This window comes from Nocardia sp. NPDC058176 (genome assembly GCF_042883805.1).
GTDB lineage: Bacteria > Actinomycetota > Actinomycetes > Mycobacteriales > Mycobacteriaceae > Nocardia.
Window position 1 is genome coordinate 56,713 of sequence record NZ_JBHVVA010000003.1, and the last position, 18,346, is coordinate 75,058.

Annotated in this window: 11 protein-coding genes; 9 read left to right on the forward strand and 2 right to left on the reverse strand. The window is 69.8% G+C overall.

The features are described from left to right. Position 1 precedes the first annotated feature (1 nt). From ACFVVM_RS18435 to ACFVVM_RS18475, 9 genes are all read left to right on the forward strand, one after another. Positions 2 to 1,057 (forward strand): FecCD family ABC transporter permease, encoded by a 1,056-nt coding sequence (locus ACFVVM_RS18435; RefSeq protein ID WP_387620856.1) that lies wholly within the window; start codon positions 2 to 4, stop codon positions 1,055 to 1,057. Beyond that, positions 1,054 to 1,869 carry an ABC transporter ATP-binding protein gene (locus ACFVVM_RS18440; RefSeq protein ID WP_387619435.1) on the forward strand — a complete coding sequence of 272 codons (816 nt, stop codon included), beginning with the start codon at positions 1,054 to 1,056 and terminating at the stop codon, positions 1,867 to 1,869. The genes ACFVVM_RS18435 and ACFVVM_RS18440 overlap by 4 nt, the downstream gene beginning before the upstream one ends. Continuing rightward, positions 1,866 to 2,708: a siderophore-interacting protein gene (locus tag ACFVVM_RS18445; RefSeq protein WP_387619438.1), complete on the forward strand. Its 843-nt coding sequence runs from the start codon at positions 1,866 to 1,868 to the stop codon at positions 2,706 to 2,708. Before ACFVVM_RS18440 ends, ACFVVM_RS18445 begins: the two co-directional genes overlap by 4 nt. Before the next feature lie 141 nt (positions 2,709 to 2,849). Continuing rightward, on the forward strand, positions 2,850 to 3,257 hold the full coding sequence (panD, locus tag ACFVVM_RS18450) for an aspartate 1-decarboxylase (protein WP_387619441.1): 408 nt from the start codon (positions 2,850 to 2,852) through the stop codon (positions 3,255 to 3,257). Between the two features lie 31 nt (positions 3,258 to 3,288). Beyond that, a complete protein-coding gene (locus ACFVVM_RS18455; RefSeq protein ID WP_387619444.1) occupies positions 3,289 to 3,531 on the forward strand; it encodes a phosphopantetheine-binding protein in 243 nt (80 codons plus the stop codon). Next, positions 3,528 to 4,781 carry an enterobactin transporter EntS gene (gene entS / locus ACFVVM_RS18460; RefSeq protein WP_387619447.1) on the forward strand — a complete coding sequence of 418 codons (1,254 nt, stop codon included), beginning with the start codon at positions 3,528 to 3,530 and terminating at the stop codon, positions 4,779 to 4,781. Before ACFVVM_RS18455 ends, entS begins: the two co-directional genes overlap by 4 nt. A gap of 276 nt (positions 4,782 to 5,057) precedes the next feature. Continuing rightward, positions 5,058 to 5,468 (forward strand): helix-turn-helix domain-containing protein, encoded by a 411-nt coding sequence (locus ACFVVM_RS18465; protein ID WP_387619450.1) that lies wholly within the window; start codon positions 5,058 to 5,060, stop codon positions 5,466 to 5,468. A gap of 106 nt (positions 5,469 to 5,574) precedes the next feature. Further along, entirely contained in the window at positions 5,575 to 6,156 is a 582-nt protein-coding gene (locus ACFVVM_RS18470; RefSeq protein ID WP_387619453.1) for a hypothetical protein, read from the forward strand. Beyond that, a complete protein-coding gene (locus ACFVVM_RS18475; protein WP_387619455.1) occupies positions 6,129 to 6,530 on the forward strand; it encodes a DUF3039 domain-containing protein in 402 nt (133 codons plus the stop codon). Before ACFVVM_RS18470 ends, ACFVVM_RS18475 begins: the two co-directional genes overlap by 28 nt. Before the next feature lie 13 nt (positions 6,531 to 6,543). Here ACFVVM_RS18475 and ACFVVM_RS18480 read toward each other — a convergent pair whose 3' ends face one another. Together ACFVVM_RS18480 and ACFVVM_RS18485 are read right to left on the reverse strand one after the other, a co-directional pair. Next, positions 6,544 to 11,622 (reverse strand): amino acid adenylation domain-containing protein, encoded by a 5,079-nt coding sequence (locus ACFVVM_RS18480; protein ID WP_387619458.1) that lies wholly within the window; start codon positions 11,620 to 11,622, stop codon positions 6,544 to 6,546. Then, the gene (locus ACFVVM_RS18485) at positions 11,619 to 18,257 is read right to left on the reverse strand and encodes an amino acid adenylation domain-containing protein (RefSeq protein WP_387619461.1); all 6,639 of its coding nucleotides are present in this window, start codon (positions 18,255 to 18,257) and stop codon (positions 11,619 to 11,621) included. Before ACFVVM_RS18485 ends, ACFVVM_RS18480 begins: the two co-directional genes overlap by 4 nt. Between the last annotated feature and the right edge of the window lie 89 nt (positions 18,258 to 18,346).

Genomic DNA, 18,346 nt, shown 5'->3' on the forward strand with positions numbered 1-18,346 from the left:
CATCAGGGACAGATCACGCGTCGACTTCGGCCGGGCCGTCAGCACCGTCCGGGTCACCGATCGGCTCTCGGCACGGATCGGCCTGCGGGTCGTCGCGGTCGTGGCCGTGCTGCTCGGACTGACCGGCGTCGTCGCGGTCATCGCGCTGGGCACCGGCGACTACACGATCTCCCCGCCCGACGTGCTGCGCGCCATCTTCGGCGAGGGCTCGCGCACCGACGAACTCGTGGTCGGCAAGTGGCGGATGCCGCGCGTGCTGCTGGCCCTGATGTTCGGTGCGGCGCTGGGCGCCAGCGGCGCGATCTTCCAGTCGCTGACCCGCAATCCGCTGGGCAGCCCCGACATCATCGGCTTCAACTTCGGCGCCTACACCGGCGCGCTGTTCGTCATGCTGATCGTCGGCGGCGGCTACTACCAGACCGCGGCGGGCGCGCTGCTCGGCGGCTTGGCCACCGCGGCGGTGGTCTACGTGCTCGCGTTCAAGAACGGCGTGCAGGGATTCCGGCTGATCATCGTCGGCATCGCGATCAGCGCGATGCTGCAGTCGATGAACGTCTGGCTGATCATCAAGGCCGATCTGACCGCGGCCATGGCCGCCGCGGTGTGGGGGCAGGGCTCGCTGGCCGGGCTGGGCTGGGATCAGGTGCTGCCGGTGACGATCGTGCTCGCCGTGCTGCTGCCCTGCGCGGTGCTGCTCGCCTACCGGATCCCGGTCCTCGACCTCGGTGACGACGCCGCCCGCGCGCTCGGCATCCGGGTGGAACCGACCCGGCTCGCGCTGGTGCTGGTCGGTGTCGCCCTCACCGCGCTGGCCACCGCGGCGGCCGGGCCGATCGTGTTCGTCTCGCTGGCCGCGCCGCAGCTGGCCCGCAGGCTCACCAGGACCGCGTCGGTGGCGGTGCTGCCCGCCGCGGCGATGGGCGCGCTGCTGCTGGTCACCGCGGACTGGATCGCCCAGCGCGCTTTCGCCCCGAACCAGTTGCCGGTCGGGGTGGTCACGGTTTCGATCGGCGGTCTGTATTTCGTTTGGCTGCTGGCACGGGAGGTACGACGTTGAGCACCGATATTTCGCGGCTGGCCGCGCACGAGATCACCATCGGCTACGACAAACGGGTGATCAGCTCCGAGCTGACGGTGCAGATCCCCGACAACGCGTTCACCGTGATCGTCGGGCCCAACGCCTGTGGCAAGTCCACGCTGTTGCGCGCGCTGTCGCGGTTGCTCAAACCGTCGGCGGGCACCGTGCTGCTCGACGGCAAGGCGATCTCGTCGTATCCGGCCAAGGAGGTCGCCCGCAAGCTCGGCCTGCTGCCGCAGACCTCGACCGCGCCGGACGGCATCTCGGTGGCCGATCTGGTCGCGCGCGGCCGGTATCCGCACCAGAAGCTGATCCGGCAGTGGTCGCGCGCCGACGAGGACGCGGTGATCGCGGCGATGGCCGCGACCGGTGTCACCGAGCTGTCCCCGCGCCTGGTCGACGAGCTGTCGGGCGGTCAGCGCCAGCGCGTGTGGGTGGCCATGGTGCTGGCCCAGGAGACGCCGCTGATGCTGCTCGACGAACCGACGACCTTCCTCGACATCGCCCATCAGATCGAACTGCTCGAACTGTTCCGCGATCTCAACCGCGACCGCGCGCACACCATGGTCGCGGTGCTGCACGATCTCAACCACGCCTGCCGCTACGGCGATCACCTGATCGCGATGAAGGACGGCGTCATCGTGGCCGAGGGCCGCCCGGAGGAAGTGATCACCGCCGAGCTGGTCGAGCACGTCTTCGGGCTGGCCTGCCGCATCATCGACGACCCGGAATCGGGTACCCCCCTGGTGATTCCGCGCGTGCGCGCATCCGAACGAAAGGAACTGCTGTGAACAACGTGGCGACCCCCGGCCAGGACACGATCAACCTGGTCATGCATCCGATCGCGCCCCGCGTGCTGGAGGTGCTCGAGACCATCGCGCTCACCCCGCGCATGCAGCGGATCGTGCTCGGCGGCACGGACATCGAGGACGACTTCCCGTTCGTGCCGATGGCCGCGGACAGTCACTTCAAGCTGTTCTTCCCGGAGGCGGAGACCGGTGAGCTGGTGCTGCCCGAGATCGGGCCGTTCGGGATCGTCCCGCGCGCCGACGGGCGGCGTCCGCAGTTCCGCGACTACACCATTCGCGCCTACGATGCCGACAAGCGTGCGGTCACCATCGATTTCGTGCTGCACACGCACGGCATCGGCGGCAGCTGGGCCGCGTCCGCGCAGCCCGGCGACCGGATCGGCGTGATCGGCCCGCGCGGCTCCCACATCTACCCCGTCGGCTACGACTGGTACCTGCTGGCCGCCGACGAGACCGCGCTGCCCGCGCTGCACCGCTGGCTCGAGGAACTGCCCGCCGACAAGCAGGTGCGCGCCTTCGTCGAGGTCACCGACGCCGCCGACGAGATCGCCCTGCCCGTCTCCGACCGCATCCACGTGACGTATCTGCGCCGTGGTGCGGCCGCGCCCGGCACCACCACGCTGCTGGTGGAGGCGATCCGTGCGCTGGAGCGGCCCGAGGGGCGGGTCTTCGCCTGGGCGGCCGGGGAATCGACCTCGCTGCGGCCGATCCGGCGCTTCTTCGTCGACGAGCTCGGCCTGTCCAAGGAGCAGATGAAGGTCGACGGCTACTGGCGCGTCGGCACGGTCAACCTGGACCATCACGCCGAAGACGACGAGTGATTTAAAATAGCCTATACGTGTGATGCGTATCGAAGGTTGCCACTGAGTGGGTGGATTAGTGTAGCCTAACCTTTCGGTCGGCCGTGGCGTGTTCTGCGCCGGCACCGGCGGTCCATCGAACTATGCAGTGGGAGAAAGCGAATGCTTCGTACGCTCGTCAACGGCAAGATCCACCGTGCCACGGTCACGCAGGCCGATCTGCACTACGTCGGGTCGATCACGATCGACGAGGATCTGCTGCGGGCGGCCGATCTGGTCGAGGGCGAGCAGGTGGCGGTCGTCGACATCACCAACGGTGCCCGGCTGGAGACCTACGTGATCACCGGCGAGGCGGGCTCGGGGCAGATCTGCATCAACGGCGCCGCCGCGCACCTGGTGAACCCGGGCGACCTGGTGATCATCATGTCCTACACCCAGCTCGAGCCCGCCGAGGTGCTGGTGCACGAGCCCAAGGTCGTCCACGTGGACGCCCAGAATAAGATCGTTGCGCTCGGTAATGATGCGGCAGAGCCGGTGCCGGGCGCCGTCGACCAGCTGTCGTCGCGCTGACCTGACCACGCCTAGATCGAGAGGGACGTCGATGTCCGAGGAAACCACAACCACCGTCGACCGGGAGACCGTGATCGCCGACATCGCCGCCGCGCTCGGCGTCGAACCCGGTGAGCTCACCGAGGACACCAATCTGTTCGACGCGGGCCTGGACTCGGTCCGGCTGATGCAGCTGGTCGAGAAGTGGCGCTCCGCGGGCGCGCCGCAGGCGGACTTCGTCACCCTCGCCGCCGACCCGGTCCTCGGGCTCTGGCTCGACGTCGTCGCGCCGTGACCGCGGCCCCGCCGCGCAAGATCGCGATCGACCTGGACCCACTGCGGACCAGTCCCGAGTTCCGCACCCTGTTCATCGCCCGCACCATCTCGGTGTTCGGCATCGGCTTCCTGGTGGTGGCACTGCCGATCCAGGTCTATCAGCTGACCGGCTCCACGGCCCAGGTCGCGATGGTCTCGGCCGTCATCGGCATCTCCGCCTTCGGCGGCACGCTGCTCGGTGGCATCGCGGCCGACCGCTACGACCGGCGCACCGTGATCGCGGGCGCACGCGGCGCGGCGACCATCGGGTTCGCCCTGCTCGCGCTCAACGCCATGCTGCCCGATCCGCAGATCTGGGCGATCTTCGTCTGCGCCGTCGTCGACGGTCTGGCCGGTGGCATCTCCGCGACCGCGCTGGTCGCGGCGACACCTGGCCTGATCCCGCGCGACAAACTCGCCGCGGCGGGCGCGCTGATGGCGCTGACCGTCGACCTCGGTTCGATGGCCGCGCCCGCGCTCGGCGGTGTGCTCATCGCCTGGGCCGGCGTCACCGCCAACTACTGGCTGGCCGCAGGCGCGAGCCTGATCACGACGATCCTCATCGCCCGGCTCGGCCGGATGATCCCCGAGCGCACCCACGGCGAGTCGCCCGTGCAGGCGATCATCTCCGGCTTCCGGTTCGCCTTCAGTCACAAGGTGGTCGGCGCGACGCTGCTGGCCGGCTTCGTGACGATGCTGCTGTCGGGCTGGAACGTGCTCGTCCCCGAGTACGTGGCCGAAGTCCTGCACGGCGGCGAGGCCACCGTCGGCCTGCTGTTCGCCGCCCCCGCGGTGGGCGCGGTGCTCGGTTCGCTCACCTCCGGCTGGACCGGCTCGATCCGGCGCGGCGGCCAGGTGATCTTCGCCGCCACCCTGATCTCGGCGGCCGGTTTCATCGGTGCCGGTCTGGTCGGCGCCACCATCGCGGTGTTCTTCGGTCTGGTCGCGCACGGCGCGGGCCGCGTGGTCAGCGACATCGCGCGCTTCGCGGTGGTCCAGGCCCACACTCCCGACGAGTTCCGCGGCCGGGTCTCCGGTGTGTGGACCGCCCAGATCACCGTCGCCGTCTCGGTCGGCGCGGTCGTCGCCGGCCTGGTCTCGAGCGTGGTCCCGACCCGCGACGTCTTCCTGGTCTACGGCGCCGCGGGCTGCGTCCTGACCATCGCACTGTGGTGCGTGCTCAAGACCCTGCGCAACCTGGACAGCCACAAAGTCTCCGAGGAAGGCTGACCCGAGCTTGTGACGGCCACCGGCCCCCGCCGGTCCCGCCACACAAACCGTGACGGCCCCACCCTCATCGGGCCGCCACGCACCGCCGCCCCGGCACCCGCCCGAGAAATCGGCCGGAGGCCGGGGCGACGCGCGTTTCCTGCCGGAGTTGGGCGAAGGCCGATTGTGACCTGGTGAGTATTGACCGGACCAGTCGAACCTCGTAGTGTCATCTGTGACATTATTTCCATGTATGACATCTGCAGGTTTGATGGATGCAGACTCAGGAGGCGTCCGATGGCTACTTCGATTCATCGTGTCGATGCTGCCCAGGTGTCGCCCGCGGAGCTGGCGAAGGTCGAAGGGTTGGTGGGCGAGCTTGCGCCCTCGGAACTTCGCGAGCTGTTGCAAGCACTTGTCAGAAGCGTCCTCGCTGGTTCGGATGTAGCAATGTCGGGGATCGATGCGGTGTGGACTCCCGCGCAAGTCGCGCAGCGTCTCGGGATGAGTCGTACACACTTGTACAAGCTGCTCGATTCCGGAGAACTGCCGTCGTTTCGTGTGGGGCGCGACCGTCGGATCAACCTGGCGGATGTCATCGAGTTCGAACGCAACCGTCAGCGTGACCGTCGAGAGCTTGCCGAGCGTTTCGCGCACGTCGATCGTGCGCGTGCCGGGGCCGTCGACGAGCTGATGGACGAGATCTGAGCTCATCAGAACCTGCGAGTAGGTCCTCGATGAGTGGAAGGCGTGCGGCTCTGCCTGGAACCATCGCCGGGTGTCCCCATATCGCCGTGCTCGCCCCACTGTTCGCGTGCTCACCGAGGACCTCTTCACGGATTGGGTAGAGCCGTACGTGATGCGGGCTGTGGCGGACAGTCGGTGGACGGACCTGCATCCGTTCAGTGAGCTCCCACATCCCGTGCTGCGCAAGGCTTCTACGCTTTACGGGTCCGATCCGTCGAATGACCCGCCACCCCGCCTGATTGCCTGCTCGGGTGATCTGAGGTTGCAGGAGCTGCGGAACTCTCAATGGCGCGCGGGGCTGTGGATTGATCCTGATTCTGGAGTGCGGTGGATCTGTGCGGCCGGTCTCGCGAAGGGAGGGCACAAGGACGGTGCGGACTTCTATCAATGGCTCGGCGAAATTGTCGAGCGCACCGGGGGCCTGGAACTCCTGCCGACTGACCTCGATCGCAAGCTGTTCAAGGCCGAGAAGTCGGCTTGGTTGATCACTCAGTGGGAACTGCAGGTTCAGCGGGACATCGCCGAGGCACTCGGCAAAGCCGACCGCGAGGGAAGCTGTCGGTTTGCTTTCCACATCCAGTGCGCAGCGGATCCATGGGGACTGCTGAACTCACGATCGCGGTGGTCGACGAGTATGAGGAACTGGTGATCGAGCTCGACCTCGACAACGAATTCGCGGCCAGCAACCTCGGATGGCTTCTGACGGTGCGTGTCCTTGTTTCGCTCTCACCTCCGGTGCAAGGCTGGGATCGCTACGGTACGTCGTATTCGACGTTGTCCGAGCCAGGTCACAGCAGAGCACAAGCGGAACGGCTGCGGGTTGTGTCGGCACGCGATGAACTTCTGCCACAAGAGCTCGGCACCGTCAGCCATCGAGTGCACAAGGAGCATCTCGCGGCATCGACAATCAGTGGAGAGGCTTCGCGTGCGCTCTGCGGTGTGTTCTTCGTGCCGATGCAGGACCATGCGGGCTTAGAGGAGTGTGCGGAATGCGCAGCCTTGCTCGGTCACCTGCCCCAATGACGTAGTGGAGAACTCACAGGTCCCAGTCGGCTTCGAATTCGTCGATTTCGGCCTGGGTGAGGGTGGGGACGGCGGTGTCGGAGGGGGTGAGGCCGGTGGTGTCGGTGGTGGCGAGGTAGGTGGAGAGGGCGGTGAGGGTTTCGAGCCAGGTGTGGTGGAGGGTGGTGATCGTTTCGTCGGGGACGAGGGTGGTTGGCCAGGTCCAGTCGGCGCGGAGGATGGTGCCGGTGGGGTGGGGGACGGCCATGGCGTTGACGACCAGGGGGTGGCTGGCGGGCATGGTGGGGTCGTGGCGGACCTGGAGGGGGTTGTCCGGGTCGGCGGGGGTCCAGGGTTGGGGGGTGGCGGCGGTACCCATGCGGCCCAGGTAGTTGAACAGGATCTCGGGCCGGGGGCGCTGGGCCAATTCTGTTGCGGTGGGGTCGAGTTCGGCGAGGATCGCGTAGCCGATGCCGTTGTCGGGAGCGGCGCGCAGACCCTCCTTGGCCAGTTTCAGCACCGCGCCCGCCGCGGCCGCACCGGCGCGGACCTCGGCCGGGTCGATGCCGTTGAGGTCGATGCGGACCGGGTAGAAGCTGGTGAACCAGCCGAGGGTGCGCGAGAGATCGGCCGCCTCGACGATGGTCTCCTCGCGGCCGTGGCCCTCGACGTCGGCGACGAAACTCGTCTCACCGAGCACGCTGGCCGTCGCCACTGCCAGCGCGGCAAGTAGCGCGTCCTGGACACCGGCATTGAAGCGCGCCGGTAGTTCGGTCAGCAGGAGTTCGGTGACGGCGGCGGGCACCTCGACGGTGTGCGTGCGGGTCGTCGCCGCGGTGTCACGGTCCGGATCGAGTTCGCGGGCAAAGGAACTCGTGCCGCGGTCGGTCGCGATCGCCGTCCAGTACGGCAACTGCGCGGCGAGTGCGCCGGTGCGGCCCAGGTCCTGTAGCGATTCGGCCCACCGACGGAACGAGGTGGGAACGCGGTCGAGCTCGATCGGTGTGCCCGTCGCGGCGAGCGAGTAGGCGGCGGCGAGATCGTCGAGCAGAATCCGCCAGGAGACGCCGTCGATCGTGAGATGGTGCACCAGCACGCCGATCCGGGGCGCGGTGCCGTCGCGGTACCGCAGCAGTGCCACGCGCAGCAGGGCCCCGGTGGCGGGATCGAGCGTGTCGGCCAGCCGGTCGAGGACGGGGTGCTCGTCACCGGCGCGGTCGAGCAGATGCTCGGACACGATCTCGCCGTCCGTGCCGGGTGGATCGACCACGAGCCGGGCATGGATATCGAACGAATGCCCGAAACTCGACTCGATGCGCTCCTCTTCGGCGGGACTTTCGGCCGCCGAACCGCTGCGTGCAGCGTCTGCCGAGCCCCCCGGACCCATGCCGGTGGGTTGACCCGCGCCTTCAACTGAACCTGTGATGGCCGAAGGGTTTTCGCCGGCGGCTGGTTGTGCGACGGGCTCCGGGTGGGCGCCGACAGGCGGGTTGGCGCTGGTAGGTGGGATCAAGCCGGCGGACGTGTGCGCGTGGCCGACGGGGTGTGTGACGAGTCGTGCGCGCAGCATGTCGTGTGTACTGCGCAGGGCGGCAACGGCTTCGGTGAGTGCGCTGAGGGAGATGTCGGTGGGGGCGTGCAGGACCATGGCGTGGGAGAAGCGGTTGATGCGGCCGCCGTTGGCGAGGACTCGGGCGATGATCGGGGTGAGGGGGATCTCGCCGATGCCGTAGCCCTCGGGTTCGCGCTCGCGCGGTGTCGAGGTGGCCTCCGCGCGCACGGAAAGGGCTGCGGGGGTGCGGCATTCGAAGACGTCGCGGGGTGTGGTGACGACGCCGAGGCGCTTGAGGTGGGTGGTGAGGCGGATGGAGACGATGCTGTCGCCGCCGAGGGCGAAGAAGTCGTCGTCGGGGCCCACGCCGGGCAGGTCGAGGATTTCGGCGAAGGCGGTGCGGATCGCGCCGATCCGGTCGTCGCTCACGGGGTGCTCGCCGGTGCTCGCGCGCTGCGGGTCGGGGAGCGCCGCCCGGTCGACCTTGCCGTTGGGGCCCAGCGGGAGTTCGGCGATGCCGACGAACGCGGACGGGATCATGTAGTCCGGCAGTTCGTCACCGAGGCGGCGGCGCAGCGCGTCCAGTTCGGCGTCGGGCCAGTCGGTGTCGCGGCGCACGAGGTAGGCGATGAGCCGGGTGGAACCGTTGGAGCCGCTGCGCACCTCGGCCACGACGCGTTCGGCGTCGACATGGCGGGCCAGCGCGGTCTCCACCTCGCCGAGTTCGACGCGGTAGCCGCGGATCTTCACCTGGTCGTCGGCACGGCCGATGAACTCGAGCTGGCCGTCGGTACGCCAGCGCACCAGATCGCCGGTGCGATAGAGCCGTTGGCCTGGGGCGAACGGGTCGGCGACGAAACGCTGTGCGGTCAAACCGAATCGGTCGTGATAGCCGCGCGCCAGCTGGGGCCCGCCGATGTAGAGCTCACCGGCGCGGCCGAGGCCGCACGGCAGCAGCAGGGGATCGAGCACATAGAGGCGGCCGCCGTGGGTGGGACGGCCGATCGTCGGCTCCGGGGCGTCCGCGACCACGGCGAAACCGGAGTCGACGCTGGCCTCGGTGGGACCATAGAGGTTGAACGCCAGCAGGTCTCGCTGCTCGTGCAGGCGGCTCCAGAAGCGGTTCGGCACCGCCTCACCACCGACGGCCAGCCGCCCGGGCCGATGCGCGGCACCATCGAGGAGCCCGAGTTCGACGTACTGCTCCATCAGCACCGGCACCGCATCGATGTAGTCGATCCGCTGCGCGCGCACGTACTCGACCACCCCGCTCGCATCGAGCGCGGCATCGCGCCCCAGCGCGTGCAGTTCGTTCCCGTCGAGCATCCACATGAGCGGCCCGATGGAGGAGTCGAAGGAGAAGCTGTAGGTGTTGAGCACCCGCAGCTGCCGCCCCGCCGCCCGGTCCATCGTGTAATGCCGGTGCGAGCGAAGAAGATTCAACGGCCCACGATGCGGGACCACGACACCCTTGGGCTTACCGGTCGACCCAGACGTGTAGATGACATAGGCGGCGCTGTTCGCGGTGAGCACGCCCCTGCGCTCGGCAGCTGTCACCGCCGCGTGCTCGGAAGCCGAGCGGCCCTCGGCGCGGTCCCCACCGCGGTCGTCGGGAGACACCGTGTTCGGACCCCCGCACTCCTGCCGGCCGCCCGCTGCTTGCGCACCGGTTGCGCCGAGGGCGTCCCGGCTCGATGTGGCGGCCAGTGCACCGGTCGCGCTGAGCTCGGTGTCGGTCGACGCTGGAAACTGCCCACCGAGCGCGCCGCTGATATCGGCGGCGGTGAGGACGGCGGCGGCGGCCGAGTCGTCGAGGATATAGCGAACTCGATCCTCGGGGTAGGTCGGATCGACGGGCACATACGCCGCCCCGGCCTTCCAGGTGGCGAGAATGGCGACCACCATCTCCACGCTGGATGCCAGGTGCAGAGCGACCCGATCCTCGACCGCGACACCGCGATGAATCAGGTTCCGCGCCAGCCGATTCGAGTGTGCATCGAGCTCGGCGAAGGACAGTGCCCGCCCGTCGACGACGATGGCGGTGGCCTCGGGGTCCGCCAGCGCCGCGGCCGCGAACACCTCGATCAGGGTCGCATCGGCATCGAGGTGGGCAGGCGCGGCGGACGAGTCGGGATCAGTCGTCGGGGTGGCTACCCCCGCCCCGCTCCACTCGTCCCGGATGCGGGCGATCTCGTCGGGATCGTCCAGGGGCAGCGTGCGAACAGTCACCCGCGCGCCAGCAGCCCGCACCGGGTCCGAGCCGGTTTCGTCCTCCGGCGCCGCGAAGGCGCGGACGAAGCGGCGCAGCTCGCGCAGGTGCCGGTCCAGATCCTCGGCGGTGTAGAGGTCGGCGTCGGCATCGCACTGGATCTTGAGATCGCCGCTGGTGGTGGCCGAGATGGTGGCCGAAAGATCTTGGACGGGACCGCGGTACAGCGAGTGGATGGTGCCGTGCAGGGCGCCGAAGCGCACCTCGTCGCCGAAGGGCTTGACGTTGACGACCGGCCCGATGCGGTCGCTGAATCCACTGGCCAGACGCGTGCCGTCGCCGACCGGCTCGCCCCGGAAACGTTGGTGCGGCTGGATTCTGGTGATCGCGGCGTGCGCGCGCTCGACCAGCTCGCGCGGGGTGTCCGAAGGCGCCACGTCGATCGCCAGCGGCAGCAGGTTCACGTTCATCGTCGGAATGCGCGCCGCCGCCGACCCGAGCCGGTTCATCACCGGATAGCCGAGGGTGATGTCGCGACGGGCGGTGCGGCGGGCGAGATAGGCGGCGAAGGCCGCGGTGACCACGGTGCCCCAGCTGGAACCGGTTTCCTCGGCCAGCCGATTGACATCGGCGAAAGTCGCACTGCCCACGGTGATCTCACCGAAGCGCACGCGCCGCGCCAGCCGTTCGGCACCGGGCACCAGCACCACACCGGGCCCGATGTCACGCAGCTCAGACGCCCAGAATTCGGCGTCGGCCCGATGCTCGGCGGACTCGAGATAGCGCTGTTCCTCGTCGAGCAGTTCCGGCAGCTCCCCGAAACCACCGCGCGGTTCCCGACCCGCCGCCAGCGCCGTGTACACCAGGGCGGCCCGGCGGAACACCAGGTTCACCGCGTAACCGTCGATCAGCGCGTGATGGGAACGCAGGAACCACAGGTGCCGGTCGGGGGCGAGGCGGATCAGTTCGTGGCGCAGCGTGGGCCCGGACGACAGCTCGTGCACGGCGGTCACGTCGGCGTGCATGAACTCGTGGAACGCGGCCCACGGGTCGGCCGCGCCGGACAGATCGATCACCTCGCCCAGCGGCGCGATCGGCGGACCCGGCCGCTGGGTGAATCCGCCCGCGTCGATGTTCATCGCCAGGCAGCTCGCCTCGCCCATGGTGTGGGCGACCGCCCGGTCGAACACGTCCCGGTCGAGTTCGCCGCGGATCTCGCACGCGGTGGCGATGTTGAAGATCGGGTTCTGCGGTTGCAGCTGCTGGGCGAACCAGATCGAGCTCTGCGCCGCCGAGAGCGGCAGCGCGGTGGTCTCGGCGGTGCTCGGCGGCGCGGCCACGGTGCGCGTCATCGGGTCAGCTCCCGTTCCAGTTCCGGGCCGTAGGCGTCGACGACGGTGCGGTCGAGCATCTGCACGTGCACGGCCTCGACATCGATCACGCGCAGTTCGCCGCCGATGGACGGTTCCCACTGGCGGACCGCATCGTCCGAGAGCGCCCGCGAACCCACCTCGGCGCCCGCGGCGTGGACGAACAGCACGTCACCGTCGAACACGGGGTACTTGGCGTGCGTCATCACCTCGAGACTCCACGCGCTGCCGTAGATCACGGCTTCGATGGTGTCGACGTCGAACGTGGACATGAACGTCTCGGTCGCGCGGACCCGCGCCGTCGCGTCGGTGATGGTCAGCGAGTCGAACTCGGCGGGCGGCACCGCGATACCGAGCGAGAGCAGCGCGGCGGCGGCCGGGGTGATCAGCGCGGCGCGTTCGAGGTACTCGCGCGGCACCTCGGCCGCGGAGTCGAGCATGACCAGCGCGGGCACCCGATGGCCCCGCGCGCGCAGCTCGGCCGCGACCGCGAGCGCCACATTGCCGCCGAACGACCAGCCGATCAGGCGATAGTTGCCCTCGGGGGCGGTCGCCTCGATGAGATCGGCGTAGCGGCGAACCAGCTCACCGAGATCGGTGCTGACCTCGCGTTCGCCGGTGATGTAGGGCGACTGGATGGCGTGCACCGGCGCGTCACCGGGGATGTAGCGCGTCAATTGGGTGTACTGCCAACCCAATCCGGTACCGGGCGGCAGGCAGAACACCGGATCGCCCTCGCCGCGGCGCAGGGTGAGCACGGGCGCGGTCATCCGGGCGAAGCCACCACCGTCGCGGCCCTCGATCTTGGCGGCCAGTGCCTCGGGGGTCGCGTAGCCGAACAGATCGGCCATCGGGATGTCGAGGTCGAGGCGATCACGCAGGGCGCGCCGCAGCGTCATGATGAGCAGCGAGTGCCCGCCCAGGTCGAAGAAGCTGTCCTCGACCCCGGCGACCCGGCCGAGCACCTCGCTGAAGGTCTCGCACAGCACCCGCTCCAGGATGGTGCGCGGCGGCCGCGACTGCGCGCCGTCGGCCCGGCTGATCGGCAGGGCCGAGACATCGAGCTTGCCGTTGACGGTCATCGGGATGGTCGCGATGGCGGTCACCGCGGCGGGCACCATGTAGGCGGGCAGCAGGTCGGCGAGTTCACCGCGGATCGCGTCGGTGCGCTGCGGCGGGGTGCCCGGCGGCAGCACGACGAAGGCGAGCAGGCGGGCGGTGTCGCCGGACTTGTCGGCGACGACAACCGCGCGCTCGATATCGGTCAGGCCGCTGAGCACGGCGGCGATCTCGCTGGGCTCGACCCGGTAGCCGCGGATCTTCACCTGGTCGTCGCTGCGGCCGTGGAATTCCAGATTGCCCGCCGCGTCGAGGCGGACCAGGTCACCGGTGCGGTACATCCGCTGCCCCGGCGCGGCCGGATCGGCGACGAACCGTTCGGCGGTGAGCGCGGGCTGGTCCAGATAGCCACGCGCCAAACCGATTCCGCTGACGTACAGCTCGCCGATCATGCCCTCGGGCACCGGCCGCAGCCACGGGTCGAGCAGGTAGGCGTCGGTGTTGAAGATCGGCCTGCCCACCGTGGGCGTCGGGCTGTCGGTGGTGCCGCCGCCGAGGGTGTTGATGGTGTATTCGGTGGGCCCGTACAGGTTGTAGCCGTAGGTCGACTCGGTGTCGCGCAGGTTGTCCCACACCCCGACGCCGACGGCCTCGCCGCCGAGCAGCACCAGCGCGGGCCGGTGCGCCCCGGTAGCCGGGTCGTGGTCGAGCAGGCCCTCGGCGATGAGGTGCTCGGCATAGGTGGGGGTGACGTTGAGGACGTCGATGCGGTGGGTGTCGCAGTAGTTCACCAGCGCGGTCGGATCGCGGCGCAGGTCCTCGTCGCACACGTGCACGGTGTGGCCGAAGGCCAGCCACAGCAGCTCTTCCCAGGACATGTCGAACGCGAACGACACGGTGTGCGCGATCCGCAACTGTCCGCCGCCCGCGAGTTCGATGGCGGGAGCGAAGATCTCGCGCTCGTGGTTGAGCTGCATGTTGGTGAGCCCGGCGTAGGGGGTCACCACGCCCTTGGGCTCGCCGGTCGAGCCGGAGGTGAAGATGACGTAGGCGGGGTGGGTGAGGCGGTCGGGGTTGGTGCGGGCGAAGGTGCCGAGTTCGTCGTCGGTCAGCGGCGCGGGATCGGTGGCGGCCAGGTCGGCGCGCACCTGCTCGCTGTCGAGGACCAGGGTCGTCGCGCCGGCCGTGAAACGGGCGGCGGCGGATTCGGTGGTCAGGAGCACGCCGGGCGCGGCCTTGTCCAGGATCGCGTGCAGCCGGTCGTCGGGATGCTCGAGTTCGAGCGGAACGTAGCCCGCCCCGGTGCGCAGCACCGCGAACAGTGCGACGACCATCTCGATTGTGCGCGGAATCGCCAGTGCCACATAGGTTTCCGGGCGGGCACCCGCGCGGTTGAGCAGCCGGGCCAGCCGGTTGATCTCGGCATCGAGTTCACCGAAGGTCAGCGTGCGCTCGCCGAGCACCAGCGCCTCGGCCTCGGGGGTGCGCAGCGACTGGTCAGCCAGCAGGTCGGCGATGCTCTCGGTGCCCACCTCGCAGGGGTGGCCCTTGATGGTGGCACCGGCCAGCGCACCGGTGTCCACGGTCGCCAGCGGTGCGGTGAGCGAGCCGGGCTCGGTGGCGAAACGGTCGAGCAGGCCGGTGAATTCGTCGAGGAAGTGCTGTGCCTGCGCGTCGTCGACGAGATCGGGCCGCGATTCCAGCTTCACGGTGAGCTGCGGTCCCGGCGTCACCACCACGGTCAGCGGATAGTGGGTGTGGTCGAGGCTGCTGCCGCCGACGATGCCGTGCTCGGCGCCCAGGCGCGCGTCGTCGATGAAGTTCTGCAGCACGAACAGCACGTCGAAGAGCTGGCGGTGCCCGGTGGACTCGATGATCCGCGACAGCGGCAGGTGCTCGTACTCCATCCGGTCGAGCCGGTCGGTGTGCACCTGGGCGAACAGGTCGGCCGGGGTGAGATCGGGGCGAAGACCCACCCGCACCGGCACGGTGTTGAGGAACATGCCGATGGCGCTGTCGATGCCGGGGATCTCCGGCGGGCGCCCGGCCACGGTGTTGCCGAAGACGATGTCGGCGCGGCCGAGCAGGCGCGAGATGGTCGCCGCCAGTGCGGCATTGAGCACGGTGTTCACCGTCACCGAATGCCGCTTGGCGAGCAGATCCAGGGCCGACGAGCTCTCGGTCGACAGCGAGACCGTGCGCACCTGCGGGCTGACCGCCACGTCGAGCGAGGCATCGGGGCGCACCAGGCACGGTTCGGTCAGCTCGGCGAGCGCACCGCGCCAGTACCGTCGCGCCGCCTCGATGTCCTGGCCTCGCGTCCAGCTCAGATACTCGGCGAAGGCGGTGTGCGGCTCGACGACGGGAGCGGTGCCCGAGGCGTGCGCGGCATAGCCCGCGAGCAGCTGCCCGATGAACGGGCCGTTGGACCAGCCGTCCCACAGCAGGAACTGCCGGTTCACCGCGAGCAGCGAGCCGGTCTCCGCGCGCTGGAACAGCGTCGCCCGCCACACCGGCGGCGCGGCGAGATCGAAACCGGTGGCCCGGTCCTCGGCCAGCGCGGCGTCGACCCGCTGCGCGGATTCGGCGGCGTCGAGCGCGGTCAGATCGACCACCCGCAAGCGGACCTCGGCGTCGCGCGCGATGATCTGCACCGGCTCGGGGAGTCCGGCGTCGACGAACCCGGCCCGCAGCGCGGGATGGCCGTGCAGCAGATCGGCCAGCGCCAGCCGCAGCGGTTCCGGCTCGAGGTAGCGATCGAACTCGAGGGTGAACTGGGCGGTGTAGACATCGCCGGAACCGGCCGAATCATCGGTGGCGTAGGCGGATTGGAAGAACAGGCCCTGCTGCAGCGGCGAGAGCGGCCAGACGTCGTCGAGCAGCGCCGGGGTCGACGACTCGACGGCGGTCAACTCGCTGACGGTCAGCTCGATCCTGGTCAGGTCGGCGGGCACCAGGTTCACCCGGTTGGCCGGATCGGCGGCCAATTCGGCCAGTTCGTAGATGATCTCGGTCCACACCCGCGCGAACTCGTCGAGCAGGTCGGCATGCACGGTGTCGTCGGCCGTGATGGTCGCCTCGAGCGAGCGCCTGCCGTCGACCTCGCGGACCACGATGTCGAGGGTCAACGGGGCCGCCGTGCGGGCCAGGCCGGGCAGGTCGACCACGACCGCGCCCAGGGCACCGAAATCGGTCACCGACACCGCGAAATCCGGGGCGAGCGCGGTGTCGAGCGCGAGTTGCGCCTGCGGGTTCAGGTGGCGCAGCAGGGCGTAGCCGGTGCCGTTGTCGCGCTGTTCGCGCAGTCGCTGCCGGGATTCGGCGAGCGCGGCGGCGGCATCGGCGCGCAGGCCGAGCGCGACCGGCACGGAGATACCGAAACGGCCGACCTGGCCGGTGGCCACGGCGCCGGGCACCTCCCTGCCGTCGCGGGTGAGATCGACGACGATGGCGGCGTCGGGGCGGTCGATACCGCACATCCGCTCGGTGGTCATCGCGATCGAGGTGAGCATCGCCGATTCGAGCCAGACCGCGAGCCCGGCCAGATCGCGGACGAAGTTGTCGATCGGGATCACCAGGTGCACCGGCTCGGTCGCACCGGGTGCGCCGAGGGCGGCGGCGCGGGCCGCGAACGGGCGGGTCGAGGCGGTGCGCACGCGCTGCCAGATCGGTAGTTCGGCGACGACGTCCGGCTCGGCCGCCGCAGTACCGGCGGCCTCGGCGAACGCGCGCAGAGTGCTCGACGGCGCGGCCAGGTCGACGGGTTCACCGCGCAGCAGCTGCTCGAACGAGGCCGTCAGCTCGGCGATCAGGGTCGGCCAGGAGTACGCGTCGGCGGCGAAGGGGTGTACCGCGAGCGCGAGTTCGCCTGCGCTGTCGGTGTTTCCGGGGGTGAACGCGGCCGCGAGCAGCGCACCGTCCTCGGGACGGATCAGGGTGCGCGGGTCGGCGTCGGTGGTCAGCTCGGCCACGACCTCGCCGACGGGCCGGACCTCGAGATCCCACAGTCCCGGTGCGAGTTCGGTGGCGCGCAGCCGCAGGCTGTCGTGCCGGTCGACCAGGGCCTGGACAGCGGCGCGGACGGCCTGCTCGCTCAGCCCGGCGGGAACCGCCAGCCGCGCGAGGGTGTTGTCGGTCGCGGTCGGCGCGGCATCGTCGCGCGCGCGCAACAGGTCCTCGACGCCGGGCAGCGGTGCCAGCGGACCGGCCGACTCCGCGGGCCGGGTCACCGGCGCGGCGAAGCCGGGACCGATCTCGGTGTCGGCATCGGCGTCGATGGTGGCCAGGTAGGCGGCGAAGCCGTGCCGGTGCTGTTCCAGCTCGGCGGCCGCGTTGCGGGGACCGCGCAGATTGCTGCGGATCGTCCTGGCCGGGCGGTCGACGTAGATGAGGATCTCGATGTCGCCGACCGGGCCCGCCGAACCGAGTTCGAAGGTCCACTGCAGGTCCTCACCCGCGGCCAGCACCGGAATCGCGGGCAGGATGTTGATACCGGCGCCCATCAGCCGTTCGGTGCGGCCACCGGTGCGGCCGAGCCTGCTGACGGCCTCGCCACGGAACAGGCTGTGCCGCTTCATCTCCCCGAGTTCGGCGTCGAGGCGCGCGGTGAGCGTGCGCATGGTGTCGCCGGGCAGCAGCCGGGCGCGGAACGGGAGCACATTGGAGGTGGAGCCGAGGTTGGCGCGGGCCTGCGCGGTGGTGCGGCCCGACATCGGCACCGCCACGGTCATGTCGGCCAGCCCGGTCGCCGAGTACAGATAGCCGATGGCCGCGGCGAAGACCACCCGCGAGGTGCCGACACCGCACTGCTCGGCCAGGCCGAAGAGGCGCTCGGAGACACCGTCGGCCACCACGACTTCCACGTCGCTCGGCCGCCCGATCGGGATGATCGACGAACCGCACAGCGCACCCGCCGGGGGCGCGTCGGCGACGAAGTCCTGCCAGTAGCGGTTGTCCTCGGCGTACTGGGGCGAGGCGCGGTAGGCCCGGTCGGCCTCGCTCAGCGCCTCGGCATTCCAGCTCGGCTGCGGCTGGGCGACGCCGCCGCGGTAGTAGGCGTCGATGGCGGCCGAGAGCATGGTGGCGATGGAGATGCCGTCGGCGACGATGTGGTGCACCGACAGATAGGCCAGCACCCGGTCGGGGGCGAGCACCACGACGGCGGTGCGCGCCAAGGGGCCGTTTCCGAGGTCGTAGGGGACGGCCATGTCGGTGTCGACCCAGGCGCGCGCGGCGGCATCGGGATCGGGTTCGCCGGACAGGTCGACGGTGATCAGCGGCACCGGCGTGCTGCTGTGTTCCTGGGCGAAGCCGTCGGCGTCGTCACGGATGCGGATGTGCACCGGCTCGGCGGCCGCCATGACCGAGGTCAGCGCCGCGCGCAGCCGGTCCAGATCGACCGGACCGGTGATCGAGAGCATCGCGCCCGCGGTGAAGCCGCTGGCGTCGGCGATGATCGCCGAACCGATCCAGATCTCCTGCTGTGCCGCGGTGAGTGCGAAAGGTCCTCCGGCGCCACCGTTTCCGGTCGTCGTCGCGTTGTCGGTCACTTTCGTCACTTCCCATCGGTCGAAAATTGGAGCTGTGGCGCGGATACCGCGCCGTAAATCGACGACACCGGCGCGCAGAAGGCAACGCCGGTGTCGTC

Bases quoted from the DNA above. Each gene is read 5' to 3' on its own strand.
- ACFVVM_RS18455 (WP_387619444.1), top strand. From the start codon at position 3,289: ATGTCCGAGGAAACCACAACCACCGTCGACCGGGAGACCGTGATCGCC.
- ACFVVM_RS18465 (WP_387619450.1), top strand. From the start codon at position 5,058: ATGGCTACTTCGATTCATCGTGTCGATGCTGCCCAGGTGTCGCCCGCG.
- panD (WP_387619441.1), top strand. From the start codon at position 2,850: ATGCTTCGTACGCTCGTCAACGGCAAGATCCACCGTGCCACGGTCACG.
- ACFVVM_RS18480 (WP_387619458.1), bottom strand. From the start codon at position 11,622: ATGACGCGCACCGTGGCCGCGCCGCCGAGCACCGCCGAGACCACCGCG.